This is a genomic window from Actinomycetospora sp. (assembly GCF_055612215.1).
In genome coordinates, this window is the sequence record NZ_JBVPVA010001034.1 from 1 (window position 1) to 1,184 (window position 1,184).

Consider the following 1,184-nt stretch of genomic DNA (forward strand, 5'->3'; position numbering starts at 1 on the left):
ATCGACGGCATCCCCGGCTTCTCGTTCCTCAAGCGTCGCGGGGACGCCAAGGCGGAGGAGTAGGGAGCCCGTCGGATTCCGCCGCGGCGGGGCCTGGGGATGTCGACCCCCGCCGATCTCGCCCGGATCGAGCGGCCATCGCAGCACGGGGTGTCGAGGATCGAGCCATGATCCTCGTGACCGGTGCCACCGGCACCGTCGGACGCGCCCTGCTCGACGAGCTCGCCACGACGGGCGAGCCCGTGCGCGCCATGACCCGCCGCCCCGCGACCGCCGACCTGCCCGGGTACGTCGAGGTGGTCGGCGGCGACCTCGGCGACCCCGCCTCCCTCGGGGGCGCCCTGCGCGACGTCGACCGCGTCTTCGCCGTCTCCACCGGTCCCGACGGGCCCACCCAGGACCGGGATCTCGCGGCCGCCGCCGCGACGGCGGGCGCGGGCCGGATCGTGAAGCTCTCCACTCTCAGCGTCGACGACGACCGCATCGACGACCCGATCACGCGCTGGCACCGGGCCGGCGAGGACGCGGTGCGCGACAGCGGCGTCGCGTGGACCTTCCTGCGGCCCACCGGCTTCACGTCCAACGCCCTGCACTGGGCCGGGACCATCGCGGACCACGACACCGTCTACCACCCCTACGGCGACGGCCGGGTCGCGCTCATCGACCCCCGCGACATCGCCGCGGTCGCCGCGACGGTGCTCACCCGGCCCGGGCACGAGGGACGGGCCTATGCCCTGTGCGGCCCGGAGGCGCTCGGCCCAGCGGACGAGGTCGAGATCCTGTCGGAGGTCCTCGGGCGCCCGCTGCGCTACGTCGAGGTCCCACCCGGGGCCGCGCACCGGGCCATGGTCGAGCGGGGGATGCCGCCGGAGCTGGCCGACGCCGTGGTCGCCAAGGCCGCCACCACCCGGGAGCCCGGCGTCGGTGTCCCCGACCGGGACCTGCCCCGGCTCCTCGCCACGACGCCGCGCACGTTCCGCGCGTGGGCCCGCGACCACGCCGCGGCCTTCACCCGCTAGGCCCCGGTCGTCTGGTGCTCCAGCCCGTGCACCTCGCGGATCACGTCGACGAAGTCACCCATGATCCCGGTGAGCGAGTACGACTTCGGCGTCACCACCCGCTGCACGCCGAGCCGTTGGAGCTGCTCGGCGTCCTTCGGCGGGATGATCCCGCCGACCACGACG

Annotated in this window: 1 protein-coding gene; it reads left to right on the top strand. The window is 75.2% G+C overall.

What is annotated here, in order from left to right; genetic code table 11:
• The first annotated feature begins 167 nt into the window (after window positions 1–167).
• Entirely contained in the window at window positions 168–1,019 is an 852-nt protein-coding gene (locus tag AC0CYZ_RS27985; protein WP_472221380.1) for an NAD(P)H-binding protein, read from the top strand.
• Window positions 1,020–1,184: the final 165 nt, after the last annotated feature.